The following is a 26,273-nucleotide window of genomic DNA, read 5'->3' on the forward strand; positions in this document are numbered from 1 at the left end:
GCAGTGTGATGAACATCGCCAGTCCGGGTACTCCGCGACCGGCCGACCACGGACCCGCAACGGGTGAAAGGACAGAGTCCCGATCCGGACGTCCGGCCAGTGGTCCGCCGACGAAGGGGCACAGCGGCAGGCCTAGGCTGGGCGGCAGAGTGACCCACAACGCGGTGGGTCGAGGGGAGTGGCACCGATGGACCGGCGTCCGGCGATCAAACCGGGACCCGACCTCCGGCAGGCTGACACCAGCCGGGACGATGACAGCTTCGATTCGGCGACCGACGGGGACGGTTTCAGCCGTCTCGACACAGGAGTGACCGGGATGACCGGTTCCAGCATCGACACCCTCTACGACCTGGGCCTGCCCGCGCAGGCGCTGGGCGACGAGTCCGAGGACGAGCTGGACGAGCCGGTACCCAACGCGGAGCGCCTGGTCGCCCAGGCGGTCGCGCTGGCCGGTGACGACCACGACGCGGCCACCCTGGTGGGCCGGTTCTGGCGGTTCGCGCCCGACGAGGAGCTGATCGGCTTCACCGCCGAGGAGATGCTCGACGCGGCGCGGGCCCACCGGGACCTCGCCCAGCAGCGGGTACCAGGCGAGCTGAAGCTGCGCATCCACGAGCCCGACGCCGAGCAGCACCACACGGTGGTCGAGATCGTCACCGACGACATGCCGTTCCTGGTCGACTCGGTGACCGCGCTGCTGAACTCGCACCACCTCGACGTGCACCTGCTGGTGCACCCGCTGGTGGTGGTCCGCCGGGAGCCGCTGGGCCGGCTGACCGAGGTCTCCGCGGACGTGGAGCCGGACGACGCGATCGCCGGTGACCTGGTCGAGAGCTGGATGCGGATCGAGATCGACCCGGTCCGCGACGCGGCCGAGCGGGAGAAGCTCCGCCGGGAGCTGCAGCGGGTCCTCACCGACGTGCGGGAGGCCGTCGAGGACTGGCCGAAGATGCGGCAGCGGGCCCTGGCCCTGGCCGACGAGCTGGCCTCGGCCCGCACCTCGGACAACCGCCCGCCGGTGCCGGAGAAGGACATCACCGACTCGGTGGAGCTGCTGCGCTGGCTGGCGCACGACCACTTCACCTTCCTCGGCTACCGGGAGTACCGGCTGGTCGACACCGACGGCGCGGACGGCGGCCAGGCCCTGGAGGCCGTCCTCGGCACCGGGCTGGGCATCCTGCGGTCCGACTCGCCCGAGGCCCGGTCGCTGAACTCCATGACGCCCGAGGCGCACGAGAAGGTGCTGGAGAAGCGCCTGCTCATCATCACCAAGGCCAACTCGCGGGCCACCGTGCACCGCTCGGCCTACCTCGACTACATCGGCTTCAAGATCTTCAACGAGGCCGGCGAGGTGGTCGGGGAGCGGCGCTTCCTGGGCCTGTTCTCCACGGCGGCCTACCGGACCAGCGTCCAGGAGCTGCCGGTGGTCCGGCGGAAGGTCGCCGAGGTGCTGGACCGCTCGGGCCTGAGCCTGCGCAGCCACTCCGGCAAGGACCTGCTGCAGATCCTGGAGACCTACCCGCGCGACGAGCTGTTCCAGATCAAGACCGACGACCTCTACCACGCGGTGATCGGTGTGCTCCGCATGGCCGGCCGCCGGCAGCTGCGGGTGTTCCTGCGCCGGGACGCGTACGGGCGGTTCATCTCCTGCCTGATCTACCTGCCGCGGGACCGGTTCACCACCCAGAACCGGCTGCGCATGCAGGACATCCTGCTGCGCGAGCTGAACGGCGTCGGGGTGGACTACACCACCCGGGTGACCGAGTCGATGCTGGCCCGGGTGCACTTCATCGTCCGGACCGACCCGAACAACCCGCCCGGCGAGATCGACGCCGACCTGCTCGCCGAGGAGCTGGCCGACGCGACCCGCCTGTGGGACGACGACTACCGGCTGGTGCTGGAGCGCAAGCTCGGCGACGAGCAGGCCAAGCACCTGTTCAGCCGGTACGCCGACGCGTTCCCGGAGGGCTACAAGGACGGGCACACCCCGTACGAGGCCATGAAGGACCTGGCCAAGCTGGAACTGCTCGAGGAGCCGGGCCAGCTGGAGATGCACCTGTTCCGCAAGCAGCTCGCCCCGCGCACCAACGGCGCCGGCCGGGCCGTCCAGGTCGACGAGACCATGGACGTCCGGTTCAAGGTCTACCGGTACGGCGAGCCGATGATGCTCTCCGCCGTGCTGCCGGTGCTGCACTCGCTCGGCGTCAAGGTGGTCGACGAGCACCCGTACGAGGTGGAGCGCGTCGACGGCCGGATCTGGCTCTACGACTTCGGGCTGCAACTGCCGGAGGCGCACCAGGAGCTGGCCGAGGTCCGCCCGCACGTGGAGAACGCCTTCGCCGCCGCCTGGCGGGGCGAGGCCGAGGTGGACGGCTTCAACGAGCTGGTGCTCCGGGCCGGGCTCACCTGGCGGCAGGTCGTGGTGCTCCGGGCGTACGCGAAGTACCTGCGGCAGGCCGGCGCCGTGTTCTCGCAGGAGTACATGGAGCAGACCTTCATCGCGTACCCGCGGATCGCCACCCTGCTGGTGGACCTCTTCGAGACCCGGTTCCGGCCGGGCGCGTCCACCCTGGACGAGCGCCGCGAGCGCAGCGGCGAGCTGGTCACCGCGATCGGCGAGGCGCTGGACGACGTGGCCAGCCTCGACCAGGACCGGATCCTGCGCTCCTTCCTGACGTTGATCCAGGCCACCCTGCGCACCAGCTTCTACCAGCGGCCGGTCGGCGGGCGGCCCAAGCCGTACGTCGCGTTCAAGCTGGACCCGCAGGCGATCCCGGAGCTGCCGGCGCCGCGACCCAAGTTCGAGATCTTCGTCTACTCGCCCCGGTTCGAGGGCGTGCACCTGCGGTTCGGGCCGGTGGCCCGGGGCGGCCTGCGCTGGTCCGACCGGCGCGAGGACTTCCGCACCGAGGTGCTCGGCCTGGTCAAGGCGCAGATGGTGAAGAACGCCGTGATCGTGCCGGTGGGCGCCAAGGGCGGCTTCGTGCTCAAGCAGAAGCCGGGCGACCGGGACGAGGCGGTGGCCTGCTACAAGGAGTTCGTCGGCGCGCTGCTCGACGTCACCGACAACATCTCCAGCGGCCGGATCGTGCCGCCGGAGGACGTGGTCCGGCACGACGCCGACGACCCGTACCTGGTGGTGGCGGCGGACAAGGGCACCGCGACGTTCTCCGACATCGCCAACGAGATCTCCGCCGCGCACAACTTCTGGCTGGGCGACGCGTTCGCCTCCGGCGGTTCGGCCGGCTACGACCACAAGAAGATGGGCATCACGGCCCGGGGCGCCTGGGAGTCGGTGAAGCGGCACTTCCGGGAGCTGGGGCACGACACCCAGACCCAGGACTTCACGGTGGTCGGCGTCGGCGACATGTCCGGCGACGTGTTCGGCAACGGGATGCTGCTCTCGAAGCACATCCGGCTGGTGGCCGCCTTCGACCACCGGCACATCTTCCTCGACCCGGACCCGGACGCGGCCACCTCGTGGGACGAGCGGAAGCGGCTGTTCGACCTGCCCCGGTCGTCCTGGGAGGACTACAACGCCGAGCTGATCTCGGCGGGCGGCGGGATCTACCCGCGTGCCGCCAAGTCGGTGCCGGTCTCGCCGCAGGTGCGTGCGGTGCTCGGCCTCGACGACGACGTCACGCAGCTCAGCCCGCAGGAGCTGATGAAGGCGATCCTCACCGCGCCGGTGGACCTGTTCTGGAACGGCGGCATCGGCACCTACGTGAAGGCGTCGACGCAGACCAACGCCGAGGTCGGCGACAAGTCCAACGACGCCATCCGGGTCGACGGCAAGGCCCTGCGCTGCCGGGTGGTCGGTGAGGGCGGCAACCTGGGCTTCACCCAGCACGGCCGGATCGAGTACGCGGCGGCCGGCGGCCGGATCTACACCGACTTCATCGACAACGCGGCCGGGGTGGACTGCTCCGACCACGAGGTGAACATCAAGATCCTGCTCAACACGGCGGTCGCCGACGGCGTGCTCGACACACCGCACCGCGACGAGCTGCTGGCCCAGATGACCGACGAGGTCGCCGAGCTGGTGCTGCGGGACAACTACGACCAGGCCCGGGCGCTGAACAACGCCCAGGCCCAGGCCGCCTCGCTGCTCCCGGTGCACCGCCGGATGATCAACGAGCTGGAGCGGGCCGGCCAGCTGGACCGGGCGCTGGAGGCGCTGCCGCCGGACGAGGAACTGGCGGTGCGCGGCGAGACCGGGCTGACCGCGCCGGAGTTCGCGGTGCTGCTGGCGTACGTGAAGATCGTGCTGGAGCGGGAGATCGTCGCCGAGGGGCTGGCGGACGAGGAGTGGACGACCGACGTCCTGGTCAACTACTTCCCGACCCCGCTGCGCGAGCGGTTCGCCGACCGGATGGGCCAGCACCGGCTGCGCCGGGACATCGTCACCACGGTCCTGGTCAACGAGGCGATCAACCGGGGCGGCATCACGTTCGTCTTCCGGGTGGTCGAGGAGACGGCCGCCTCGGCGGCGGACGTGCTCCGGGCGTACGTGGTGGTCCGTGAGGTGTTCGGGCTGCGCGAGCTGTGGGACGCGGTCGAGGCGCTGGACAACAAGGTCTCGCCCGACCTGCAGACCAGCGTCTACCTGGACACCCGACGGCTGCTCGACCGCGCGGTGCGCTGGCTGGTCACCAACCGGCGCTCGCCGATCGACGTGCCGGGGGAGATCGCCCGCCTGCGCGACGGGGTGGCCCGGCTCCTCCCGGGGCTGGAGAACCTCTTCTACGGCACCGAGCGGGAGGCGATCGCCGCCCACATCGACTCGCTGATCGGCAAGGGGCTGCCCCGCGACCTGGCCGAGCAGGCGACCCGGCTGATGTACAGCTTCGGCCTGCTCGACGTGGTGGAGACCGCCCAGTCGACCGGCCGGGACGTGGGCGAGGTGGCCTCGGTCTACTTCGTCCTCTCCGACCGGTTCCGGGTGGACGCCCTGCTGTCGAAGATCTCCCTGCTGCCACGGGAGGACCGCTGGCAGACCCTGGCCCGGATGGCGCTGCGCTACGACCTGTACGCCGCGCTGGCCGCGCTCACCGCGGAGGTCCTCGGTTCCACCCCGGACAGCCTCCCGCCGGTCGAGCGGGTGCAGGAGTGGGAGCAGGCGAACGCCACCTCGATCCACCGGGCGCACCGGGCGATGGGGGAGTTCGACGAGTCCCGGGCCGACCTGTCCGCCCTGTCGGTGCTGCTGCGGCAGATCCGTACCCTGGTGCGGACCTCGGCGGCGGCCTGACCCGGTACGCACGCCGGCGCGGCCCGGTGGTCGGTGATCCCGACCACCGGGCCGCGGCGCTTCACGCCAGGCTGGCGAAGGCGATGACGTTGTCGACGTAGCTGCCGCTGCTCTCGTCGAACACCCCGCCGCAGGTGACCACCCGCAGGCCGGGCTTGTCGGACGGGCCGTAGACCAGCTCGGTGGGGAAGGCCGCCTTCGGGTACGACTTCACCTCGGTCACCGTGAACGTGGCGGTCGAGCCGTCCTCCCGGGCGATCGAGATGGTGTCGCCCGTCCGGAGCGCGCCGAGGTTGAAGAAGACGGCCGGCCCGAGCTTGGCCGAGTCGACGTGGCCGACGATCACCGAGTTGCCGGCCTCGCCGGGGCTGGGCCCGGGGGAGTACCAGCCGGCCTTCATGGCCTGCTCGAGCGGGGGCACCTGGACCGTGCCGTCCGGGTTCAGGCCGAGGGTCATGATCTCGGCGTGCACGCCGATCCGGGGGATCGAGATGGTCGTCGGGGTCGAGCGGGGCAGTCCGGCGGGGGCGAGGTCCGGCTGCGGCGTGACGGCGGCGTCGTCTCCGACGGATGCCTGGTCCGCGGTTTCCGTGTCGGTGCCGCCGGTGGGGCCGGGGATGATGATCGGCGACGGGGACAGGTCGGTGGGGGCGCCCTGGGCGAGCGGCTGGGGCGGGCGGGGCGGCGGCACGGTCCGCACCGACGCCCCGATCAGGCCGGCGCCCACCATGGCCAGCAGGACGACGACAGCGGCGCCGGCGGCGCGCCACGGTTTTCCGTGGCGGCCGCCGGGCCGTGTCGCCGTCCGGTCAGACGAGGTCATCGCCCCGGCGCCGGCGCAGCAGAACCATGCCGCCCAGGGCGGCGGCGCCGATGACGCCCACCCCGCTGGCGGCCATGTTGCGGTCCAGGCTCGTGGTGGTCATGCCACCGTCGCCGCCGTCGACGTGGCCGCGCGGCATGCAGTCCTTGCGGTCCTCGTCCTTGCGGTCGTGGCCCTTCTGGTCCTCGTCCTTGCGGTCGTGGCCCTTCTGGTCCTCGTCGCGCTGGTCCCGGTCCTTGGCGTCGTGCTCCTTGTTGTCCCGGTCGTTGCGCTCGTCGTTCTTGCGGTCCTCGTCCTTGCGGTCCTCGTCCTTGCGCTCGTCGTCCTTGCGCTGGTCGTCCTTGGCCTGGTCGTCCTTGCGCTGGTCGTCCTTGCGCTCGTCGTCCTTGCGCTGGTCGTCCTTGCGGTCCTTCTCGTCGCCCGGCTGGTCGGCGACCAGGCCGCCGCCCTGGCCACCGGCGCCCGGCTGCCAGGAGTCGTTGCCCTGCCAGTCGTTGCGCTCCTCGCCCTTGCCGTCGTCGTGCTTGCCGTTCTGGTCCTTGCTGTCCTGGTAGTCCTTGCCGTCCTGGTAGTCCTTGCCGTCCTCGTGGTCCTTGCCGTCGTCGTGCTTGCCGTTCTGGTCCTTGCTGTCCTGGTAGTCCTTGCCGTCCTGGTAGTCCTTGCCGTCCTGGTAGTCCTTGCCGTCCTGGTAGTCCTTGCCGTCCTGGTAGTCCTTGCCGTCCTCGTGGTCCTTGCCGTCGTCGTGCTTGCCGTTCCCGTAGTCCTTGCCGTCCTGGTAGTCCCTGCCGTCCTGGTAGTCCTTGCTGTCGTGGTCCTTGCGGTCCTCGTAGCTGCGGTCCCAGTCCTTGCGGTCCCAGTTCTTGTGGTCCCAGTTCTCGTGCTCCCCAGAGCAGGTACCGGGAAGACTGATCTGCGGCTTGGCGAGGGCGTTCGTGCTGGCCGCGTTCGCCGCCCCGGGCGAGAACAGCAGCAGGGACGCGCCACCGAGAGCGGCACCCGCGACGAGCTTCCCGAGCATCTTCTTAGCCATGACCTGCGTCACTCCATCCCTTTTTGTCCTGAGCCCGCCTTCAGTCGAGCTACGACCGACGTTAGACCGGTTCATGACTTATCCGGGGAAAGATTCGTGTTTAGGAGTTTATCGGCGGTAGGAGCGGTGCGGGTGCTACGCCGCTTTTAGTGGTTCTGCGTATCGCCGGGGCGGGGCCGTGCCGGCTCGGTCGTTCCCGCGTCGACTGCGCCCGGCCGTGCCGTGGCGTGGCGGACTCCGCCGGTCTGCCTGGCTTCCGGACGACGGCGCCTCCCGCGACTCGCCCGGTGGTTCGGGCGAGCGGGACGCGGGCGCATCGAGGCATTGCCATGGAAGCGCTCCCATGCAAGAATCGCTGCACGCGGTTCGGGGAGCCACACCGCGAGTTCAGACGTCGAGGGCAGCCGGGTCACCGGACGGCGTCCGACTCCCCGGCCGGTCCCGTGCGGGCCGGTCGCACCACCACCATGACGCCCGTCCGGGTCGGGCACCCCCCCGAACACACCCGTGGCGCCGACGATCCGTCCCCCGGCGGACGCCCGAGCGCCCTTCCACCGGGCCGTACGCGGATCCGGTCTCGCCCAAGGAGATCAGTGGCATGAATCTGTGGAGAAGGCTCTCCGGCCGCAGCCGGGCGCTCGCGCTGACCGGCGCCGGCGTCCTGGTCGCCGGTGGACTGGTGACCCTCCCGGTCACCGCGGCGCAGGCCGCGACCCAGTGCAGCGTGGACTACACCACCAGCGACTGGCCCGGCGGCTTCACCGCCTCCGTGACCATCAGGAACCTCGGTGACCCGCTCAGTTCGTGGAACCTCGGCTTCACGTTCCCGAACAGCAGCCAGAAGGTGCAGCAGGGCTGGTCGGCGAAGTGGTCGCAGAGCGGCCAGAACGTCACCGCCCAGAACGAGTCCTACAACGGGGCGCTGGGCACCGGCGCCAGCACCAGCATCGGGTTCAACGGCGCCTGGAGCGGCAGCAACCCGAAGCCCACCCAGTTCACCCTGAACGGCACGGTCTGCAACGGCGGCACCACCAGCCCGACGCCGACCAGCCCGACCCCGACGCCGACGAGCCCCAGCCCCACGCCGACCAGCCCCAGCCCGACGCCGACCACGCCGGGCCAGAAGGTCGACAACCCGTACGCCGGGGTGAAGGGGTACGTGAACCCCGAGTGGAAGGCCAAGGCGGACGCCGAGGCGGGCGGCAGCCGGGTCTCCAACAACCCGACCGCGGTCTGGCTGGACCGGATCGCCGCCATCGAGGGCACCGACGGCAGCAGCTCGAACGGCTCCATGGGCGTCCGCGACCACCTGGACGCGGCGCTCACCCAGGGCGCGGGCTACATCCAGTTCGTCATCTACAACCTGCCCGGCCGCGACTGCGCCGCGCTGGCGTCCAACGGTGAGCTGGGCCCGGACGAACTGCCCCGCTACAAGGCGGAGTACATCGACCCGATCGCGGCGATCCAGAGCGACCCGAAGTACAAGAACCTGCGGATCATCAACATCATCGAGATCGACTCGCTGCCCAACCTGGTGACCAACACCTCGGGCAACGCGGGCGGCACCGCGATGTGCGACACGGTCAAGGCCAACGGCGCCTACGTCAACGGGGTCGGCTACGCCCTGGCCAAGCTGGGCGCGCTCGGCAACGTCTACAACTACATCGACGCCGCCCACCACGGGTGGATCGGCTGGGACAGCAACTTCGGCCCGACCGCCGACATGCTGAAGAGCGCGGCCGTCGCCTCCGGCAGCACCGTCCACAACGTGCACGGGTTCATCGTCAACACGGCGAACTACTCGGCGCTCAAGGAGCCGTACGTCAAGATCACTGACACGGTGAACGGCACCAGCGTCCGGCAGTCGAAGTGGATCGACTGGAACCAGTACGTCGACGAGCTCTCGTTCGCCCAGGCGTTCCGGCAGAAGCTGGTCTCGGTCGGGTTCGACAGCAACATCGGCATGCTGATCGACACGTCCCGCAACGGCTGGGGCGGCACCGCCCGGCCCACCGGGCCCGGCGCGACCACCAGCGTGGACACCTACGTCAACGGTGGCCGCGTCGACCGGCGGATCCACGCCGGCAACTGGTGCAACCAGGCCGGCGCCGGTCTCGGCGAGCGGCCCAGGGCGAACCCGGAGTCGGGCATCGACGCGTACGTCTGGGTGAAGCCGCCGGGTGAGTCGGACGGCTCCAGCACCCTCATCCCGAACGACGAGGGCAAGGGCTTCGACCGGATGTGCGACCCGACCTACACCGGCAACGCCCGCAACGGCAACAACCCGAGCGGCGCCCTGCCCAACGCGCCGATCTCCGGCGCCTGGTTCTCCGCACAGTTCCAGGAGCTCATGAAGAACGCCTACCCGCCGCTCTCCTGAGCGGGCCGGCCCACCCGCCGCGGCGGGAGTGAGGCACCGCCGCGCGGGTTCCCCGGGCCCCTGGTCGACCCACGTCGACCAGGGGCCCCCGGGTGCTCAGGGGACCGTGCGCTCGATCGCCGCCCGGCCCAGTTCGGCCAGGTCGCGGCGGGCCTGCTCCAGGTTCTCCGGGGTGAGGTCCTGGCCCCGGGCCGCCACCAGGTCCTCGGGATCCCACGGCTGCTCGGCGCCGGTCCGGATGTTGTCCCCGCCCGCGCCGGTGCCGGTGCCGGTCGCCCCGGTCCCGGCCGCGTACGGGTCACCGAGGATGTCCGGCGAGCCGGTGTCGGGCACCGCGCCGTCGGGCTCGGTGAAGACGGGATTGTTCGGGTCGGTGCCACCGGTGCGCAGCTGCGGCACCGTGCTGTCGTCGTCCACCGCGGCGGCCACCTCGGGGGTCTCCTCCAGCGGCCGCTCGCCACCGCGGTCACGATCCGTCATGCTGCTGCCCTCCTGTCCCTTTCCGTGATCCCCACGGCGTACCCCGTGCGGCCCCGGCCATGCCGGCGGCCCCCGGGACGGGCGTCCCGGGGCCGCGGTCAGCCCTCGTCGGCGGCGCGTGGCTCCGGCGGCTCGGTCGGGCGCAGCCACTGCCAGAGCAGCATCAGCAGGCCGAAGGCGAGCATCACCAGGCCCGCCCAGAGGTTGATCCGGACGCCCTGCGCCTTGTCGATCTCGGCGGACGAGTCGAAGAGGCCCATGAGGCCCACGATCAGCCCGTACGCGACGAACAACCCGCCGATCACCCGGCGGATGTCGAACAGCCGCGCCGCCGCCGACCGGGCCTCCTCGGCCTCGGTCTCCTCGACCAGCGGGTCGTGGGCCTCGCCGCGGGAGCGGCGTTCGGGGTTGTCTGCCATGGCGTGCCTCCCTTTCTCAGAAGACCGGGATGTAGAACAGGGCGGCGAGGACCACGGCGATCACGCCGAGCAGCACCGGCGAGCGGTACCAGGCGGCGTCGCCGGCCAGCGAGTCGTCCTTCAGCGTGGCGTCGCTCAGCCCGTAGACCAGGCCGGTCAGCTCGTCGTTCCGCTTCGGCCGGGTCAGCGGGGTGAGGATCGCCGCCACGACGGCGACGGTCACGAAGGCGAGGCCGGCGCCCCAGAAGCTCTCCTCCAGGTCGGAGTTGAAGCGGACGACGTGGCCCAGGTGCAGCAGATAGGTCCCGATCGCCACCACGGTGCCCGCCAGCAGCGACCAGAAGCCGGCGAGCGGGCTCATCCGACGCCAGAACATGCCGATGATGAAGGTGCCGAAGAGCGGGGCGTTGAACACCGAGAACAGGGCCTGGATGTAGTTCATGATGTTGCTGAACCCGGCCGCGATGAACGCCGTGCCGATGCCGACCACCACCGCCACCACGGTGGCGATCCGGCCCACCTTCACGTAGTACTCGTCCGGGCGGTCCCGCTTGAAGTACGCCTGCCAGATGTCGTAGGTGAACACCGTGTTGAACCCGCTGACGTTGGCCGCCATGCCGGCCATGAACGAGGCCACCAGGCCGGTGACCGCGATGCCGAGCACCCCGTTGGGCAGCAGGTCGCGCATGAGCAGCGGGATCGCGTTGTTGTAGACCAGGTCGCCCTCCTCGGCGCCGAGCCCCTTGACGGTGACCAGGGCGATCAGGCCGGGGATCACGGTGACCAGCGGGATGAGCAGCTTCGGGTACGCGCCGATGATCGGCGTCCGGCGGGCGGCGCTCATGTTCCGGGCGGACAGGGCGCGCTGGACCTCGGCGAAGTTGGTGGTCCAGTAGCCGAACGAGAGCACGAAGCCGAGGCCGAAGACGATGCCCAGCCAGTGCGCGCCGAGCGGGTTGTCCGTGCTGCCGGTGTCCTGCCAGGCGTGCAGCCCGGCCTCACCGAGCTTCGAGTCGCGGACCGCGTCCATCAGGCCGTTCACGCCGCCGACCTTCACGAGGCCGATCACGGTGATCGGCACCAGCCCGGCGATGATCACGAAGAACTGGAGCACCTCGTTGTAGATCGCGCCGGACAGGCCGCCGATGGTGATGTAGGCCAGCACGATCAGCGCGCCGATCACGATCGCCACCCAGAGCGGCCAGCCGAGCAGCGCCTGCATGATCAGCGCGAGCGCGTAGAGGTTGACCCCGGCGATGAGCACCTGGGCGACCGCGAAGCTGATCGCGTTCAGCAGGTGGGTCGGCCGGTTGAACCGCAACCGCAGGTACTCGGGGACGCTGCGGACCTTCGAGCCGTAGTAGAAGGGCATCATCACGATGCCCAGGAAGACCATCGCCGGCACGGCGCCGATCCAGTAGTAGTGGACGGTCATGACGCCGTACTGGGCGCCGTTTGCCGCCATGCCGATGATCTCCAGGGCGCCCAGGTTCGCCGAGACGAACGCGAGGCCGGTGACCCAGGCGGGCAGCGACCGCCCGGAGAGGAAGAAGTCCACACTGGTCCGGATGGCCCGCCGTGCGGCGAAACCGATGCCGAGGACCGTGATGAAGTAGAGCGCCAGGATCAGATAGTCCAGGGCGTTCATGTCCAACCGAAGGCCGTCACCCATCCCGTGCTCCCTCCGTGGCGACGCTGCGCCCGCAGGTACCCACTTTGGGAAATTTCATGCCCGGAGTGCGGTCTGTCGCACATGGCGGAGCCCCGGCCGTTCACCGGCCGGGGCTCCGCGCAGGGGTGTCGTCAGCGGCCCAGGACCCGGTCCAGGAAGTCCCGGTAGCCGCGTACGGCGACCCTGAGCTGCTCGGTGTCGGTCGAGCCGGACTCCTGCCAGCTGCCCAGCTTGGTCTTCTGCTCGCGCAGCGCGACGGAGAGCGCCTCGATGGCCTCCTCGACCAGCGACTGCGCCTCGCCGACCGCCGCCTGCGGGTCGTCCACGAAGCGCAGCTGGACGTCCCGCCAGCGGTCCCGGAAGTCCTGGGCGGTCTCCCCGGCGAAGAGGGTGGCCGCGTCGGCCGGCACGGCGCCCGGTGTGGGCCGGGCCGCACCGGCCACGGCGGCACCGGCCGCGCCCGCGCCGGCCGCGGCGGTGCTCGTGTCCGGGTCGACCATCGCCGGCTCGGCGCTGCCGTACCCGGCCCCGGCGGCGGCCGGCGCGTCGTCCCGCGCCACGCCGGAGTGGGCCGCCTCCCAGCGGTCCGGGTCGTGCAGCCGGTCGCCCGCCGTCGGGTCGGCCCGCTCGTCGTCGAACGCGTCGGTCCGGCCCGGCGCGCCGTCGCCCGGCACGGCGGTGTCCTCGCCCCGCGGGTCCCGCTCGTCCTCGGGCCGGCCGCTGGCCATCGCCGAGGCGGCCACCGCGTCACCCACCGAGGTCGCCCCGAAGGCGGTCGGCAGCGGCGCGGGGTCGTGGTACACCGGGCGGTCGTCGGCGTCGGCGGCCTCCGCGTCGCTGAGCTCCCCGGCGTCGTACGCCCGGGTCTCGTCGGATTCCGCGTCCCGGCGCCCGGCGCGCTCGTCGGTGACCGCCGGGTCGTCGAAGGTGCCCCGGTCGTCCAGGGCGTCCTCGGGCACGTCGGCCCGGTCGGCCTGGGGCCCGTCGCCGGCGGCCCGGTCGCCCGAAGGCGGGACCGGCACCGGCGTGGACCGGACGGCCTCGGGGTGGTCCTGCGTGACCTGCTGCTCTTCCTGACGCATGGCGGCGGCCTCCTCAGCGGCTCGTGGCGTCGTGCTCGTGGTCGGGATGGCGCTGCTCGGGCGGCTGGTGCCCGACCGGGTCCTCGCCGAGCAGATCGGCGAAGAGGGCGCGGTAGTGCACGAGCGCCTGCCGGAGATCCTCGGTGCCGGCCTCGCCGCGCTCGTTGCGCAGCCGGATGTCGTGGGCGTCGCGGTAGTGGGTGAGGGTGCGGGCGTGCTCGACGGACAGGTGGGCGATCTGTTCGGAGAAGTCCCCGGTGGGGTACCCGCGCTCCGCGATCAGCCGGGTGACCAGTTCGTCGGCGTCGCCGACCGTTTCGGCGGGGGAGTCGACGAAACGCACCTGGAGTTCCTCCCAGGCGGCGGCGTAGCGGGCCCGGGACTCCGGGCTGAGCGGGGTCAGCTCCAGCTCGGCGTGGCGGCGTTCCCGCTCCCGCAGCTCCCGCTCGGCGGCGCCGCGGCTGTCCTGCTCGGCGACCGCCCGGTCGTACTCAGGGCCGAAACGCTCCCTGAGGGCCCGGCGGCGGCTGGCGACCACGGCGACCGCGGCGAGCGCCGCGAGCACCAGAACGACGATGACTATGACGACTACCTGGGTGGGCGACATGGCTCCTCCTTCGCCCGCTGGTATTCCCTCCGGTCCGTGATCGTCAATCCCGATCGGCGGTACTTTCCTGCGCGATCGTGCCCCCGGAGCCTGCCCACGGCACGGCCGGGCACACATCCGTTTCGCACCGCGAAAGGTGGAGCGGCCCCAGACGCGGCGTTCGGGTGACGAACCGGGCGGCGGGCGACGCGACCGGCGAGCCGGCCTCCCGTGCGCCCCTTGTGGACGAAATCCCGCCGGTCCCTTTCGGCGGTCCGGAGCCGTCCAACGGTGTCCACAGCGAACATTCCGGACCGTAGTGAGGGGCGAGACGGCCGGTAGTGCATCCGGCTGGGATTACGTATCCTGCCCAAGGCGCCCGGGCCGGGGCCCGGCGTCGCGGCCCTCCGGCCGGTGCCGGCGCCACCCCTGCGACACCTTCCCCCGGGCGAGGTTGGATGAACACCCGAGACTGGCCGATCCGCGCCAAGCTGACCGCGCTGGTCATCGGTCCGGTGACCGGGCTGCTGGCACTGTGGATCTTCGCTACCACGCTGACCTTCGGGCCGGCGCTCGACCTGCTCGCCGCACGCACCCTCCTCTATGACCTGGGCCGGCCCGGTGAGAGCGTGGTCGCCGAGCTGCAACGGGAACGCCGGCTCTCGGTCGTCCAGCTCGCCGGCGAGACCGCCCTGCCGGCCCTGGCCGAGCAGCGTGTCCGCACCGACCGGGCGATCGCCGAGCTGCGCCGCCGGGTCGACGGGGACAAGCTCCGCGACGCCGCCGACGACCTGCTCGACGCCCGGCTCGACCAGCTGGTCTCCGCCCTCGACGCGCTGCCCGCCGGGCGGGGCTTCATCGACGGCCGGAAGGTGGACCAGGCCGGCGCCGTCGGGCTCTACAGCGGGATGATCGGCTCCGCCTTCCAGACCTTCGCCGCCATGGCCACGCTGCCCGACGCCCAGCTCAACCGGCAGGCGCTGGCGCTCACCGGGCTCGGCCGGTCCCGGGAGCTGCTCGGCCAGGCCGACGCGCTGCTGGCCGGCGCGGTCACCGCCGGCCGGTACGCCGAGGGTGAGCACGAGCAGCTGGTCCGGACCATCGAGAACCAGCGCTTCCTGGCCGAGAACGCGGTCGCCGACCTGCCGGCCGCCGAACGGACCGGTTACCAGCGGCTCACCGAGGGGGAGGCGTTCGTCCGGCTGCGCGCACTCCAGGACACCCTGGTCCGCGCCCGCGACCTGCCCGCCGGGTTCGACATCCGGGCCTGGGAGACCAGCCACGCCGCGGTCTCGCAGGGCCTGCGGGACTTCGAGCTGCGCGGCGCGGACACCCTCACCGAGCGGTCCGTGCCCATGGCGGTCCAGATCCTGGTCCGGCTTGCCGCCGCCGGGGTGCTCGGCCTGGTCGCCATCGTGGTCTGCGTGCTGGTGGCGCTGCGGGTCGGCCGGTCCCTGGACCGCCGGCTCACCGGGGTCCGCACCGCCGCGCTGGAGATGGCCGAGCACCGCCTGCCCGACGTGGTGGCCCGGCTGCGCCGCGGCGAGGAGGTCGACGTCGCCCGCGAGGCGCCCGAGCTGGACCACGGCGGCGACGAGATCGGCCAGGTGGGACGCGCCTTCAACGAGGTGCGCCGCACGGCGGTGCAGGCCGCCGTCGACGAGGTCACGCTGCGCCGCGGCCTCAACGAGGTCTTCCTGAACATCGCCCGGCGCAGTCAGGGCCTGGTGCACCGGCAGCTGGCGCTGCTGGACCGGCTGGAACGGCGGACCGAGGACCCGGACGAGCTGGCCGGGCTGTTCCAGGTCGACCACCTCGCCACCCGGCTCCGGCGGCACGCCGAGGACCTGGTCATCCTGGCCGGCGCGGCCCCCGGCCGGGGCTGGCGCAACCCGGTCGCCGCGGTCGACGTGGTGCGCGGCGCGATCTCCGAGGTCGAGTCGTACGACCGGGTCGACGTGGGCGAGGTCCAGCCCGCCGGTGTGCTCGGCCGTGCCGTCGGCGACCTGATCCACCTGCTCGCCGAGCTGGTCGAGAACGCCACCGTCTTCTCCCCGCCCGGCACCCGGGTGGACATCACCGGCCGCACGGTCCCCGGCGGCTACACCGTCGAGATCACCGACCGGGGGCTCGGCATGTCGCCGACGGCCCTGGCGGACGCCAACCGCAAGCTGTCCCACGCCCCGGAGTTCGACCCGACCGACAGCGCCCGGCTCGGCCACTTCGTGGTGGCCCGGCTGGCCGCCCGGCACGGCGTCCGGGTCGAGCTCCGGCGCGCCGCGCCCGGCGGGATCACGGCCGCCGTGTTCGTCCCGTCGGATCTGATCACCGCCGAGCCGGCGATCGGCCCGACCGGCCCGGACGCCGACCGGCCCGGGCGGGACGACCGGCGGATGGCCAAGGTGACCCGGCTGGCGACGGTCCCCCGGACGCGGGCCTCCCGGCCCGGCCGGGAGCGCCCCGAGTCGGCGGTCGTGCCGCTGCCCGCCGGCCGTCCCTCCGCCGTCGAGACGCCGGCGGACGCCGACGGCCTGCCCCGCCGGGTCCGCCGGCGCGGGCCGGCGGCACGCCCCCGGCCGGTCGTCGCGGACAACCCGGCGCACCGCCCGCCCGAGGAGGCCCGGCGCGCCATGTCCGCGCTCCAGGCCGGCACCGCCCGGGGCCGCCGCGACGGCTCCCGCGCCGCCGCCGACCCCGGCGCCGCCCGCAGCCGGCCCGCCCCGGCGGCGACGACGGGCGGACCGGCCGCCGACAAGCCCACCGCCGCCCCGGGCCGGGCCGGCGCTCCGTCCACCGACGCGGCCCGTACCCGGGCCGCCGAGCCCTCCCCGCCCGAACCGGCGGCGGCTCCGGACCAACGAACCGCGACTGAGAGGGACGCCTAGTGGTGCACACGACGCGGCAGAACGCCGATCTCGACTGGTTGCTCGACGACCTGGTGGAGCGGGTGCCGGGCGCCCGCCAGGCGGTGGTGCTGTCGGCGGACGGCCTCCTGCTCGGCGCGTCCGCCGAGCTGGACCGCACCGACGCGGAACACCTCTGCGCACTGGCCTCCGGTTTCTCCAGCCTCGCCAAGGGGGCCACCCGGCACGTGGGTGGCGGCGCGGTACGGCAGACCGTGGTGGAGATGGAGTCGGCGTACCTGTTCGTCACGGCCGCCGGGCAGGGCGCCTGCCTGGCCGTGGTGAGCGACGCCGACGCCGACATCGGCCTGGTGGCGTACGAGATGGCCATGCTGGTCATCCGGGTCGGCGAGAACCTGAGCGCACCGGCTCGCACGGCGGCGACCGATGCGGGCTGAGTCGCCGGGCCCGCAGCACGAGTGGCTGGACGCCGCCGCCGGCCCCGTGGTCCGCCCGTACACCGTGACCGGCGGCCGGGTGCGCCCGCCGGTCGACGGCTTCGACCTGGTGGCGTTCGTGCTGACCACGCCGGGGGCCGACCCGGCCGGGGTGCCCGGTCTCCAGCCGGAGCACCGGCGCCTCGCCGAGCTGGCCCGCCGGCCGGTGGCCGTGGCCGACCTCGCCGCCGACCTGGATCTCGCCGTCGGCGTGGTCCGGGTGCTGCTCGGCGACCTCCTCGCCCGGGGCCTGGTCACGGTGCGCCGGCCGGCCGCCGCCCACCTGCCCGACGACAACATCCTCAAGGCGGTGGTCAGTGGACTCCGTGCGCTTTGACCGGGAGCCGGCCGCGCCGCGGGTGCCGCTGGCTCTGAAGATCCTCATCGCCGGTGGCTTCGGCGCGGGCAAGACGACGCTGGTGAGCGCGTTGAGCGAGGTCCGGCCGTTGCAGACCGAGGAGGTGCTGACCGGCGCCGGCATCGGCACCGACGACGTCTCCGGGGTGGAGCAGAAGTCGACCACCACCGTGGCGATGGACTTCGGCCGCATCACCATCAACGACGACCTGCAGGTCTACCTCTTCGGCACCCCGGGGCAGGACCGGTTCTGGTTCCTCTGGGACGAGCTGGCGTTCGGGGCGCTCGGCGCCGTGGTGCTGGCCGACACCCGGCGGCTGGCCGACTGCTTCCCCTCGATCGACTACTTCGAGCAGCGGGGCATCCCGTTCGTGGTGGGTGTGAACTGCTTCGACGGGTCCCGCCGGTTCAGCCTGGAGGCGGTCCGCGACGCCCTGGACCTGGACCCGGACGTGCCGCTGGTGCTCTGCGACGCCCGGGACCGGCAGTCCGGCAAGCTGGTGCTGATCTCGCTGGTCGAGCACGTCGCGCGGCAGCGCGGCGAGCCGGTGCCGGTGGGCTGAACCGCCGGACCCGGCGGCCCGGCCGGGAAGCCGGCCCCGGGAATGACGCCTAACCTGCCGGCTCACCGGGAAGGCTCTGGTTGGATCGACGGTGGGACGGCGGAAGGTTGGAGCGGTGACCGGGCAGGACGCGATCGTCCACATCGGGGGCTACACGGCGCAGTCGGGCGGGCGGGCCGAGGGCATCGTCGCCGCCCGGCGCGACCCGGCGACGGGGGCGCTGACCCCGCTCGGCACGGTGGCGGTCACCCCGTCGCCGTCGTTCCTCGTCCGGCATCCGGCGTTGCCCGTGCTCTACGCCGTCAACGAGCTGGCCGAGGGGCAGGTCAGCGCCTTCCGGACCGGCCCGGACGGCGACCTCGACCCGCTCGGCGTACGCCCGACCGGCGGGGCGGAGCCCTGCCATCTGGCCGTGGCACCGGACGGCCGGCACCTGTTCGTGGCGAACTACGGCGGCGGGAGCGTGGCGGTCTTCCCCCTCGACGCCGACGGCACGCCGGGGGAGCGCAGCGACCTGGTCCGGCACGAGGGGCACGGCGCCGACCCGGAGCGGCAGGAGCAGGCGCACTGCCACATGGTCTCGCCCGACCCGGCCGCCGGTCCGCTGCTCGCCGTCGACCTGGGCACCGACTCGGTCTACCGGTACGACCTCGACGTCCCCTCGGGGCGGCTGGTGCCCCGCGCCCCCCGGCTGCGGACGCCGGCCGGCACCGGGCCCCGGCACCTGGCCCGGCACCCCGACGGGCGGCGCTGCTGGCTGGTCGGCGAGCTGGACGGGACGGTCACCGCGTACGACCTCACCCCGGACGGGCTGCACCAGCGGGTCCGGGTGGACGCCAGCGGCCGGGCCGGGCACGTGCAGCCCTCCGAGGTCGCCGTCGGGCCGGACGGCCGCTTCCTCTACGTGGGCAACCGGGGCGTGGGTACGGTCGCGGTGTTCGCGCTGGACGGGGAGGCGCCCGAGCTGGTGGCCGAGGTGGACACCGGTGGGGAGTGGCCCCGGCACTTCGCCCTGACCGGCGGGCACCTCTATGTGGCCGACGAGCGAGCCGGCATGATCAGGATCTTTCGGGTGGACCCGGGCACCGGTGTGCCGGAGCCCGTGGGGGAGCCGGTGCCGGTGGCGAGCCCCACCTGTGTCCGTCCGTGACCGGGCGGTCACCGAGACATCGTCCCCAGTGGACTTTGATCACCTGTGATGACTGACCGCTCACTCAGCGTGATGAATTGGCGATCAACTGTTTCTCCTGCGTAACTTTCGTCCGAACGGTTGTGGCACTAACCCCACGAGATACGCAAGATGGTCACCGTGTCTGGCCGCCATCGCATGCGTTCGAACCTCCGTGGGGCAGGTGCCGTTGCCGCGGCCACCGCGCTCGTCGTCGTCGTAGCCGGGTCCTGGTTCGGTTATCAGCAGCTGGCCGGCCCGAACTGTTCGGGGCGTATCGAGCTGTCCGTCGCGGCAGCCCCGGAGATCGCCCCCGCCGTGCGCGGAGCGGCCGATCAGTGGGTCGCCGACGGCGCGGCCGTCGGCGAGACCTGTATCGCCGTGAACGTCTCCTCCGCCGAGCCGGTCGACGTGGCCGCCGCGGTGGCGAGCAAGCACGGCGCCACCCTGGCCGGGGTCGGGCAGGCCAGCGGCACCGTGGTCACGCCGGACGTCTGGGTGCCGGACTCCTCCACCTGGCTGCTGCGGCTCAAGAGCGGCGGCGCCACCGCGTTCGCGCCGGCCAACGGCGCCTCGATCGCCCGCAGCCCGGTGGTTGTCGCGCTGCCCGAGCCGGTGGCCTCCCGGATCGGGTGGCCGGACAAGAAGCTCCACTGGACCGACCTGCTGGCCCAGGTGACCAGCAGCAAGCCGCTGCGCGCCGGGATCGTCGAGCCGACGCAGGACGCCGCCGGCCTGTCCGGGCTGCTCTCGCTGACCGCCGCCGCGAGCGCCACGGGCGCCGCCGGCTCGGCGAAGGCGCAGGAGGCGATGGTCGGTGCGCTGCGGGCGCTGGCCACCAACCGGTCCTCGCTGCGGCAGGACCTCCTGGCCCGCTTCCCGCGCTCCTCGGACCCGACCGCCATCGCGAACGCGCTGGGCGCGGCGGCGCTGTCGGAAGAGGACGTGATCGCGTACAACAACACCAAGCCGCCGATCCCGCTGGCGGCGCTCTACCTGGAGCCGGCGCCGATGCCGCTGGACTACCCGTTCGCCGTGCTGCCCGGCATCGAGCCGACCAAGGCGTCCGCCGCCCGGGTGCTCTTCGAGGTGCTGCGGACCGGGGGCTTCAAGAACCGCCTGGCCGGGCAGGCGCTGCGGGCGCCGGACGGCAACTGGGGCGACGGGTTCCAGGCGCCCCAGGGTGCGCCGAGCCCGGCGAACGGCGGCGCGAGCGCCGTCCCGCCGTCGGGCCAGGGTGGCGCGGCCGACCTCGACCCGGTCGCCATCCAGAAGGCGACCACCACCTGGTCGGTGGCCACCCAGTCCGGCCGCATGCTCTGCGTCATCGACGTCTCGGGGTCGATGAAGAAGCCGGTGGCCACGGCCAACGGCGCCAGCCGGGAGCAGGTCACCGTGGCCGCCGCGAGCCAGGGCCTCGGGCTCTTCGACGACTCCTGGTCGATCGGCCTGTGGACCTTCTCCACGAACCTGAACGGTTCGCAGGACTACCAGGAACTGCTCGGGATCAAGCCGCTGTCGAGCAACCGGGGCCCGCTCCAGCAGCGCCTGGCCAGCATCCGGCCGTCGGACGGCGACACCGGTCTCTACGACACCATGCTGGCGGCGTACAAGAAGGTCCAGCAGGACTGGGAGCCGGGCAAGGTCAACTCGATCGTGCTGTTCACCGACGGCAAGAACGACGACGCCAGCGGCATCAGCCAGAAGACGCTGCTGAACCAGCTCAAGGCGCTGCGCGACGAGGAGCAGCCGGTCCAGGTGATCATCATCGGCATCGGGACCGAGGTCAGCCGCGCCGAGCTCAAGTCGATCACCGATGTGACCGGCGGCGGTTCCTTCGTCACGACCGACCCCAGCAAGATCGGTGAGATCTTCCTGCAGGCGATCGCGCTGCGCCCGCCGGCGCCGCGCTGAACCGGAACTCAGTGAGGGTGTTCCGCCGTACCGGCAGATCCGGTACGGCGGAACGCTTCTCGGTAGAAGAGAACTGACGGCAATGTGTCCGAAGCAATCGGTAACCATAATTGTCGAGGCAAGATGACCGGGTGCTCCGAACCGCGGGATCCCCACCGGGACCACGCGGCGCGGGGTCGTCCTGAGCGAAGTGGGGAGGGCCGGTGACCTCGGCGACGCTGTTGACCCCCGCCAGCACGTCGTCGCGACCCGGTGGCGACCGCCCCGGACCGACGACGCGTGCCGCGGAGCGGGCCTACATCCGGGTCCTGGCGGTGGTGGACACCGCCGTGCTGACCGTGGCCATCCTGATCGGGTACGTGGCCCGGTTCGGCGACGAGGAACCGAGCGGCTCCGAGATCCCGTACGTGGTGGTCGCGCCCGCCCTGCTGCTGGTCTGGCTGGTCTCGCTCAAGGCGATGCGCTGCTACGACGACCAGGTGCTGGGCTACGGCGCCGACGAGTACCGGCGGGTCAGCGCGGCGAGCCTGCGGCTGGCCGGCGGCATCGCCATCGCCGGCTACATCGCCGACGTGGGGGTCTCCCGGGGCTTCCTGGCCATCTCCTTCGCGGTCGGCACGCTCGGCCTGGAGGTGGCCCGGTTCGCCGCCCGCAAGCGGCTGCACCGCGCCCGCGACCGGGGCGCCGGCTGGTCCCGCAAGGTGCTGGTGGTCGGCGACACCGCGCACGTGCTGGAGCTCGTGCACACGCTGCGCCGCGAGCCGTACGCCGGCTACCAGGTGGTCGGCGCGTGCATCCCGGACGCGCTCCTCGCCCCGGTGCCGCAGCGGCTGGGCGACGTGCCGGTGGTGGGCTCCTTCCGGGGCATCCCCGAGGCCGCCACCGCGATCGGCGCGGACACCGTGGCGGTCACCGCCTCGGGCGAGCTGACCGCGACCCGGCTGCGCCGGCTCGGCTGGCAGCTGGAGGGCACCGGCGTCGACCTCGTGGTGGCCCCGGCGCTCACCGACGTCGCCGGCCCGCGCATCCACACCCGGCCGGTGGCCGGCCTGCCGCTGATCCACGTCGAGGCGCCCGAGTTCCGGGGCGCCCGCAAGCTGGTCAAGGGTTTCGTCGACCGGTCGATCTCGCTGATCGCCCTGCTCCTGCTGTCGCCGCTGCTGGCGGTGATCGCGCTCGCCATCAAGCTGGACAGCCGCGGCCCGGTGCTGTTCCGCCAGACCCGGGTCGGCCAGGGCGGCAAGGAGTTCGGCGTCTTCAAGTTCCGCACCATGGTCGTCAACGCCGACGCCCTGCTCGCGGAACTGGCGGCGCGCAACGAGACCGACGGCCTGATGTTCAAGATGCGCGACGACCCCCGGGTGACCCGGGTGGGCCGGCTGCTGCGCAAGTGGTCCCTGGACGAGCTGCCCCAGCTGGCCAACGTCCTGCTCGGCCAGATGAGCCTGGTCGGCCCGCGCCCGCCGCTGCCCTCCGAGGTGGCCCGGTACGACGGCGACGTGGCCCGCCGGCTGCTGGTCAAGCCCGGCATGACCGGCCTCTGGCAGGTCAGCGGCCGGTCGGACCTGAGCTGGGAGGACGGCATCCGGCTCGACCTCTACTACGTGGAGAACTGGTCCCTCGCCGCCGACCTGACCATCCTCTGGAAGACGTTCGGCGCGGTGGTCAACAGCCGCGGCGCGTACTGACCGACGGGCGGCCGGGGCGGGTCAGGGCTGCGGGCCGAGCCAGTCCAGGCAGACCACCACCGCGTCGTCGACCAGGTCGCCGGCCACGAAGGCGCGCAGGTCGCCGATCAGCGACCGGACGGCGTCCAGCGGCTCCATCGGCCCGGTGCGCCGCAGGAACCGGTCCAGCGCGGTCTCGCCGTAGCGGATGCGCTCCGAGGTGGCGTCGATGACCCCGTCGCTGACCACGAAGAGCCGGTCCCCGCGCCGCAGCTCGAAGCGCTGCTCCCGGTAGTCGGTGCCCTCGAACATGCCGAGCGGGAACTGCTTGTCCAGCACCTGCTCGGTCACGTCGCCGTCGCGCAGCAGCACCAGGCGGGGCGAGCCGGCGTCGACCACGTGCAGCGCCCCGGTGGCCAGGTCCAGCTCCAGCAGGAGCGCGGAGAGGTGCTGCTCGCCCCGGTGCAGCGCGTAGATCGCCTGGTCCGCCAGGGCGGCCTGGTCGGCCAGCCCCAGCTGGGCGCGGCGGGCGTTGCGCAGCGCGTGGGTGGCCAGCGAGGTGAGCATCGAGGCGGCCACGCCCTCGCCCGAGCCGTTGATCACGGACAGCCAGAGCCGGTGGCCGTCGTCGGACCAGTCGAAGCCGTCGCCGCGCACCGCGTACGCCGGCTCGAGCTGCCCGGCGAGGCTGAAGGAGGGACGGATGCGGCTGCGGCCGGGCAGCAGCTCCCACTGCATCTCGGCGGCCAGGGTGAGCCGGCGGCTGCGCCGGGCGGTCAGGTAGATGTCCGTGGTGGCCGCCACGGCGGCCAGCTCGTGCCCCAGCGCGGTGGCGACGGCGTCCAGCTCGGCCAGGGCGGCCGGGTCACCCGGCACCGGTGCGATCCGGAGCACCCCGCGCCGCTCGCCGCGCATCCCGACCGGGAACCAGCCGGTGCCCTCCGACACGATGGGCTCCTGGTGGTCGAAGCAGCGCCAGGCCGGGTGCCCGGGGGTGACGATCGACTCACCCCCGCCCAGCGGCAGCAGCGCGGCCAACCGGTAGTCGACCTGGTACAGCTCGGTGCGGGTGACCCCGTACGACCGTTCCAGCTCGGCGGCGAGCCGGTCGACGAGCTGGTCGGTCGGCGCCTCGGTGAGGCTCCGCCGTGCCCGATCCTCCGGTCCGCTCATCTTTGCTCCTTTGCACAGGTCGTCGGCCTGGTGAGGCGGGTAGTCTCGGGCCCACCATGGCCGAAGAACGCGGTCCCCAGAGACCTGATGCGAGTATGGCCGCCGACCTCGACGAGGCGGCGGGCACCCTGCTGGCTGTCTGGGAGGCGGCCCGGGAGCGGACCACGAGCCGGCTCTCCGGCGCCCAGTTGCGCGCGGTCATGGTCGTCGAGCAGTACGACGGGATCAACCTCCGCCGGCTCGCCACGCTGACCGACATGCTGCTCTCCTCCGCGAGCCGGCTCTGCGACCGGCTGGTGGCGGCCGGCATGCTGGAGCGGGAGCCGGGCCGGTACGACCGGCGCGAGATCGCCCTGCACCTCACCCCGGCGGCCACCCGGCTCCTCGGCGAGCTGCGCGCCGACCGGCGCCAGCGGCTGGACCGGATCCTCGTGGGCATGAGCCCGGAGGGGCGGGCGGCGCTGGTGCGCGGGATGCGCGAGTTCGACGAGGTCGCCCGGCGCGGGGAGGCCGCCGCGGCGGAGGGCTGGCCGGTGCTCCAGCCGTCGGGGGAGCGGATCGGCGACCCGCAGCCCGAGGCGGGGTCACCCGGAGAGCCGCCGGTGGCCCGCACCGCCTGACCGGCTCGGGCCGGGCCCTCCCGCCGCCACGACCAGCATGGCGACGTCGTCGTGCACCTGGCCGTCGAGCCACTCGTCGACGAGCTGGAGCAGCCGGTCGACCAGCGCGGCGGGCGGCAGCCCGGCTCCGGACGCGAGCGCCCGCCGCAGCCGGGCGTCGCCGAACATCTCCCGCTGGCTGGGCCCGCCCCGCGCCTCGGTCACCCCGTCGGTGTACGCCACCAGTGCGTCGCCCGGTGCGAGGCGTACCTCCGCCTCGGCGAAGCGGGCCGCGGTCAGCGCGCCGACCGGCATGCCGCCCACCCGGACCGGCTCGATCCGGCCGTCGGTGCGGACCACCAGCGGGGCCGGGTGGCCGCCGCCGGCGACCCGGACCAGCAGCCCGCCGCCCGGCTCGCGGGTCAGGGTGCCCAGCAGGAGGGTGGTGAACTGGGCGCGCCGGGCCGCGTCGGGGGCGTCCAGCAGCGCGCGGTTGAGCAGTTCCATCAACTCGCGCGGGCGCTGCTCGACCAGCCGCAGGGTCTGCAGCGACTGGCGCACCCGCCCGGTCAGCACGGCCGCGCCGACCCCCTTGCCGCACACGTCGCCGAGGGCGAAGAGGCCGCCGCCGGGGGTGGGGAAGAGGTCGTAGAAGTCGCCCCCGATGCGCAGCGTGTCCCCGGCGGCGCGGTAGCCGCCGGCCGGCGTCATCCCGGGCAGCGGCGGCAGCTCCGGGGGGAGGAGGCTGTTCTGGAGGACGCGGGCCAGGTGCGCCTGCTCGCCGTAGAGGTCGGCCGCCGCCAGCGCGGCGCCCGCCCGGGCGGCGAACTCCCGCGCCAGCTCGACCTCGCGCGGGTCGAAGCCGCTCCGCCCGGGCCTGCGGGCCAGGATGAGCGCGCCGGCCGGGCCGCCGGCGCCGCGCATCGGGCTGATCAGCACCGCGCCGGGCCGGCCGAAGTCCGCGGGCAGCACCTCGACCAGCTCGGCCAGCCCCGCGTCGAGCCAGGGCCCGGGCTCGGTGCCGTCCCCGTCGAGCGCCTCGACCAGGCCGGGCGCCGACTCGACCGACGGCCAGCCGGCGACGCCGGTGACCGGGCCGGGCTCGTCGGCGGCGTACCGGACCCAGTGCGGCAGGTCCTCGGCGGGCGGGGACGGGCGGTGCACGACCACGGCGGCGTCGGCCAGGTAGGGCACCGGGAGGGTGACGGCGGCGCGCAGCGTCTGGTCGCGGTGCAGGGAGAGCCCGAGGCGGCTGCCCGCCTGGGCCAGGAAGGCCGTGCGGGACCGCTCGGCCCGCAGCGCGTCGTCGCGCGCCTGCTCCTCGGTGACGTCGCGCACGTACCAGGCGCAGGTGCCGGCGGCCAGGCGGCGCCGGACGCCGCGCAACCGCCGGCCGTGGTGCTCGGTGTCGAGGGTCCCGCCGTCGCCGCGCACCGCGTCGGCCAGCGCGGGCACCGGGCAGTCGGCCAGGTCGACGCCGGGGGAGAGCTCGGGGAGGAGTTCCGCGGCAGTGGCGTTGACCAGGGTGACGACGCCGGCCCGGTCGGTGGTCACGACGGCCTCGGCGAGCCCGTCCAGCAGCTCGCGGGCGAGCCGGGAGTCGTCCGGCAGAGCGGCCCCGGCCGACGGTCGGGCGGTCCTCATCGCCGGTGGCGGGGCGCTTCGGTCTGTCGAACCGTGCGCATGCTGTCGGTGCACTCCTCGATCGCGGATCCGTTGCCTGACGACAAGCGTACCGAGCACCGGCGCCGGGAGCCCATGGCGGAGTG

19 protein-coding genes are annotated in these 26,273 nt (G+C 73.0%); 10 read left to right on the forward strand and 9 right to left on the reverse strand.

Annotated elements, in window-relative coordinates:
* Positions 1-187: 187 nt before the first annotated feature.
* Positions 188-5,251, forward strand: a complete 5,064-nt coding sequence (locus tag ACZ6PY_RS27570; RefSeq protein WP_466077220.1) for an NAD-glutamate dehydrogenase — start codon at positions 188-190, stop codon at positions 5,249-5,251.
* A 61-nt stretch (positions 5,252-5,312) separates the two neighbouring features.
* Here ACZ6PY_RS27570 and ACZ6PY_RS27575 read toward each other — a convergent pair whose 3' ends face one another.
* Together ACZ6PY_RS27575 and ACZ6PY_RS27580 are read right to left on the reverse strand one after the other, a co-directional pair.
* Positions 5,313-6,074, reverse strand: coding sequence for a class F sortase (locus ACZ6PY_RS27575; protein WP_466077223.1), 762 nt, complete (start codon positions 6,072-6,074; stop codon positions 5,313-5,315).
* The gene (locus ACZ6PY_RS27580) at positions 6,061-7,104 is read right to left on the reverse strand and encodes a hypothetical protein (RefSeq protein ID WP_466077226.1); all 1,044 of its coding nucleotides are present in this window, start codon (positions 7,102-7,104) and stop codon (positions 6,061-6,063) included. Before ACZ6PY_RS27580 ends, ACZ6PY_RS27575 begins: the two co-directional genes overlap by 14 nt.
* A gap of 598 nt (positions 7,105-7,702) precedes the next feature.
* On the opposite strand from ACZ6PY_RS27580, the gene ACZ6PY_RS27585 reads away from it, so the two are divergent.
* The gene (locus tag ACZ6PY_RS27585) at positions 7,703-9,484 is read left to right on the forward strand and encodes a glycoside hydrolase family 6 protein (protein WP_466077229.1); all 1,782 of its coding nucleotides are present in this window, start codon (positions 7,703-7,705) and stop codon (positions 9,482-9,484) included.
* 96 nt (positions 9,485-9,580) lie between these two features.
* Here ACZ6PY_RS27585 and ACZ6PY_RS27590 read toward each other — a convergent pair whose 3' ends face one another.
* The 5 genes from ACZ6PY_RS27590 to ACZ6PY_RS27610 form a co-directional block, all read right to left on the reverse strand.
* The gene (locus tag ACZ6PY_RS27590) at positions 9,581-9,964 is read right to left on the reverse strand and encodes a hypothetical protein (protein WP_313718496.1); all 384 of its coding nucleotides are present in this window, start codon (positions 9,962-9,964) and stop codon (positions 9,581-9,583) included.
* 98 nt (positions 9,965-10,062) lie between these two features.
* A complete protein-coding gene (locus tag ACZ6PY_RS27595) occupies positions 10,063-10,383 on the reverse strand; it encodes a hypothetical protein (RefSeq protein ID WP_466077232.1) in 321 nt (106 codons plus the stop codon).
* A 16-nt stretch (positions 10,384-10,399) separates the two neighbouring features.
* Positions 10,400-12,055 carry a sodium:solute symporter family protein gene (locus tag ACZ6PY_RS27600; RefSeq protein WP_466077235.1) on the reverse strand — a complete coding sequence of 552 codons (1,656 nt, stop codon included), beginning with the start codon at positions 12,053-12,055 and terminating at the stop codon, positions 10,400-10,402.
* 131 nt (positions 12,056-12,186) lie between these two features.
* Positions 12,187-13,137: a hypothetical protein gene (locus ACZ6PY_RS27605; protein WP_466077238.1), complete on the reverse strand. Its 951-nt coding sequence runs from the start codon at positions 13,135-13,137 to the stop codon at positions 12,187-12,189.
* A 13-nt stretch (positions 13,138-13,150) separates the two neighbouring features.
* Complete coding sequence (locus tag ACZ6PY_RS27610; RefSeq protein ID WP_466077244.1) at positions 13,151-13,744, reverse strand: hypothetical protein; 594 nt, start codon at positions 13,742-13,744, stop codon at positions 13,151-13,153.
* 437 nt (positions 13,745-14,181) lie between these two features.
* Between ACZ6PY_RS27610 and ACZ6PY_RS27615 the strand changes: the two genes are divergently transcribed.
* From ACZ6PY_RS27615 to ACZ6PY_RS27645, 7 genes are all read left to right on the forward strand, one after another.
* Positions 14,182-16,608 (forward strand): sensor histidine kinase, encoded by a 2,427-nt coding sequence (locus ACZ6PY_RS27615; protein WP_466077248.1) that lies wholly within the window; start codon positions 14,182-14,184, stop codon positions 16,606-16,608.
* A complete protein-coding gene (locus tag ACZ6PY_RS27620) occupies positions 16,608-17,024 on the forward strand; it encodes a roadblock/LC7 domain-containing protein (RefSeq protein ID WP_262284693.1) in 417 nt (138 codons plus the stop codon). Before ACZ6PY_RS27615 ends, ACZ6PY_RS27620 begins: the two co-directional genes overlap by 1 nt.
* Complete coding sequence (locus ACZ6PY_RS27625) at positions 17,014-17,400, forward strand: DUF742 domain-containing protein (protein WP_262284692.1); 387 nt, start codon at positions 17,014-17,016, stop codon at positions 17,398-17,400. The genes ACZ6PY_RS27620 and ACZ6PY_RS27625 overlap by 11 nt, the downstream gene beginning before the upstream one ends.
* A complete protein-coding gene (locus tag ACZ6PY_RS27630; RefSeq protein WP_107078959.1) occupies positions 17,381-17,983 on the forward strand; it encodes a GTP-binding protein in 603 nt (200 codons plus the stop codon). Before ACZ6PY_RS27625 ends, ACZ6PY_RS27630 begins: the two co-directional genes overlap by 20 nt.
* Before the next feature lie 115 nt (positions 17,984-18,098).
* Positions 18,099-19,133: a lactonase family protein gene (locus ACZ6PY_RS27635; protein ID WP_466077259.1), complete on the forward strand. Its 1,035-nt coding sequence runs from the start codon at positions 18,099-18,101 to the stop codon at positions 19,131-19,133.
* A gap of 177 nt (positions 19,134-19,310) precedes the next feature.
* Entirely contained in the window at positions 19,311-21,065 is a 1,755-nt protein-coding gene (locus ACZ6PY_RS27640) for a VWA domain-containing protein (protein ID WP_466077263.1), read from the forward strand.
* A 203-nt stretch (positions 21,066-21,268) separates the two neighbouring features.
* On the forward strand, positions 21,269-22,753 hold the full coding sequence (locus ACZ6PY_RS27645) for a sugar transferase (RefSeq protein WP_466077266.1): 1,485 nt from the start codon (positions 21,269-21,271) through the stop codon (positions 22,751-22,753).
* Positions 22,754-22,774: 21 nt separating this feature from the next.
* On the opposite strand, the gene ACZ6PY_RS27650 is transcribed toward ACZ6PY_RS27645, so the two are convergent.
* Positions 22,775-23,905: a PP2C family protein-serine/threonine phosphatase gene (locus ACZ6PY_RS27650; RefSeq protein ID WP_466077269.1), complete on the reverse strand. Its 1,131-nt coding sequence runs from the start codon at positions 23,903-23,905 to the stop codon at positions 22,775-22,777.
* Between the two features lie 95 nt (positions 23,906-24,000).
* Here ACZ6PY_RS27650 and ACZ6PY_RS27655 point away from each other — a divergent pair, with 95 nt between their 5' ends.
* Positions 24,001-24,525 carry a MarR family winged helix-turn-helix transcriptional regulator gene (locus ACZ6PY_RS27655; RefSeq protein WP_466077272.1) on the forward strand — a complete coding sequence of 175 codons (525 nt, stop codon included), beginning with the start codon at positions 24,001-24,003 and terminating at the stop codon, positions 24,523-24,525.
* Here ACZ6PY_RS27655 and ACZ6PY_RS27660 read toward each other — a convergent pair.
* Positions 24,490-26,148 carry a PP2C family protein-serine/threonine phosphatase gene (locus ACZ6PY_RS27660; RefSeq protein ID WP_466077275.1) on the reverse strand — a complete coding sequence of 553 codons (1,659 nt, stop codon included), beginning with the start codon at positions 26,146-26,148 and terminating at the stop codon, positions 24,490-24,492. The two genes, ACZ6PY_RS27655 and ACZ6PY_RS27660, sit on opposite strands and share 36 nt — an antisense overlap.
* Positions 26,149-26,273: the final 125 nt, after the last annotated feature.

Source organism: Micromonospora sp. NPDC048907 (genome assembly GCF_055586885.1).

Bases quoted from the DNA above. Each gene is read 5' to 3' on its own strand.
- ACZ6PY_RS27575 (WP_466077223.1), bottom strand. From the start codon at position 6,074: ATGACCTCGTCTGACCGGACGGCGACACGGCCCGGCGGCCGCCACGGA.
- ACZ6PY_RS27600 (WP_466077235.1), bottom strand. From the start codon at position 12,055: ATGGGTGACGGCCTTCGGTTGGACATGAACGCCCTGGACTATCTGATC.
- ACZ6PY_RS27605 (WP_466077238.1), bottom strand. From the start codon at position 13,137: ATGCGTCAGGAAGAGCAGCAGGTCACGCAGGACCACCCCGAGGCCGTC.
- ACZ6PY_RS27655 (WP_466077272.1), top strand. From the start codon at position 24,001: ATGGCCGCCGACCTCGACGAGGCGGCGGGCACCCTGCTGGCTGTCTGG.
- ACZ6PY_RS27595 (WP_466077232.1), bottom strand. From the start codon at position 10,383: ATGGCAGACAACCCCGAACGCCGCTCCCGCGGCGAGGCCCACGACCCG.
- ACZ6PY_RS27650 (WP_466077269.1), bottom strand. From the start codon at position 23,905: ATGAGCGGACCGGAGGATCGGGCACGGCGGAGCCTCACCGAGGCGCCG.
- ACZ6PY_RS27660 (WP_466077275.1), bottom strand. From the start codon at position 26,148: ATGAGGACCGCCCGACCGTCGGCCGGGGCCGCTCTGCCGGACGACTCC.
- ACZ6PY_RS27590 (WP_313718496.1), bottom strand. From the start codon at position 9,964: ATGACGGATCGTGACCGCGGTGGCGAGCGGCCGCTGGAGGAGACCCCC.
- ACZ6PY_RS27580 (WP_466077226.1), bottom strand. From the start codon at position 7,104: ATGGCTAAGAAGATGCTCGGGAAGCTCGTCGCGGGTGCCGCTCTCGGT.
- ACZ6PY_RS27625 (WP_262284692.1), top strand. From the start codon at position 17,014: ATGCGGGCTGAGTCGCCGGGCCCGCAGCACGAGTGGCTGGACGCCGCC.
- ACZ6PY_RS27570 (WP_466077220.1), top strand. From the start codon at position 188: ATGGACCGGCGTCCGGCGATCAAACCGGGACCCGACCTCCGGCAGGCT.
- ACZ6PY_RS27610 (WP_466077244.1), bottom strand. From the start codon at position 13,744: ATGTCGCCCACCCAGGTAGTCGTCATAGTCATCGTCGTTCTGGTGCTC.
- ACZ6PY_RS27585 (WP_466077229.1), top strand. From the start codon at position 7,703: ATGAATCTGTGGAGAAGGCTCTCCGGCCGCAGCCGGGCGCTCGCGCTG.
- ACZ6PY_RS27615 (WP_466077248.1), top strand. From the start codon at position 14,182: ATGAACACCCGAGACTGGCCGATCCGCGCCAAGCTGACCGCGCTGGTC.
- ACZ6PY_RS27640 (WP_466077263.1), top strand. From the start codon at position 19,311: ATGCGTTCGAACCTCCGTGGGGCAGGTGCCGTTGCCGCGGCCACCGCG.